Origin of the sequence: Herbiconiux daphne (assembly GCF_024979295.1) — a bacterium.
Taxonomy (GTDB): Bacteria; Actinomycetota; Actinomycetes; order Actinomycetales; family Microbacteriaceae; genus Herbiconiux; species Herbiconiux daphnes.
On the sequence record NZ_JANLCJ010000228.1, the window covers coordinates 1 to 886 of the forward strand.

Sequence of the window (886 nt, forward strand, 5' to 3'; positions counted from 1 at the left end):
GAAGTAAACTTCCATGCGACGTTCGTGGGTATGCGGAGGCATTGAGTTCCAGTTGCTGCCCTCGTGCAGGGCAGTCATACCCATGCAAAGCTGGCAGGTTTCCAGAACATCTGGCACGAAGTATTTGTTGATCGTGCGGCGGTTACAATCTTCGACCGAACCCAGCTCAGCAGAAACGCTCTGCTCTTTGGTTACGATGCGAGTTGGGTAAGCATGATGCGCCGGGCAGCTGCTGTAGTAGAACTTAGCAGGATTCGCATAATCATTACTTGCGAAAGTAACTTCATGTGCGCCCTTACCAATGTACAGGCCATCATGAGCAGCCAGCTCATAACGTTCACCATCAACGACAACGAAACCAGCACCACCGATATTGATGATACCCATTTCACGACGCTGAAGGAAAAAGTCAACACCGAACTGGCGACCCAGAGTATCCGGCAGGTGGACAACGCCATAAACAGGCAGCACACCACCAACGCAGATGCGGTCGATGTGGCTGTAGGTCATGGTCATTTAATCCGGCTGGAACATATTCTGGATCAGGAACTCCTGACGAAGTTGCTCAGTATCCAGAACAGCACCGTGGAACGGATGAATAGCATAGCGTGTATCAACGTTCATAGCTCAACCCTCTTCATTTAGTGTAAACATTTAATAAAGCGTCCCGAAAGACGCTTGATAAATGCTTATTTGCGAACTGCTTTAGCCCATGCCGCCGTTACCAGAGGACATACTACCGACGTTACGATAACGCAGGTTGCTACCAGAGCGGTTGCTTGTGCAGCAAATGGCTGGAACTGAGGAGCCATCTGAGCAATCAGAACCGGAGTTGCAGCAGCAGCACCAGCAGTTGATGAAGCAGCTACACCAGCAGTACCATCAC

Annotated in this window: 2 protein-coding genes; both read right to left on the reverse strand. The window is 50.3% G+C overall.

The features are described 5' to 3' along the window. Positions 1–516 (reverse strand): 5-deoxy-glucuronate isomerase (locus N1032_RS24280; RefSeq protein WP_259543051.1); only part of this gene is annotated, 516 nt, incomplete at its 3' end. Between the two features lie 173 nt (positions 517–689). Beyond that, positions 690–886: 2-keto-3-deoxygluconate permease (locus N1032_RS24285; RefSeq protein ID WP_259543053.1), on the reverse strand; the 197-nt coding region annotated here is incomplete at its 5' end.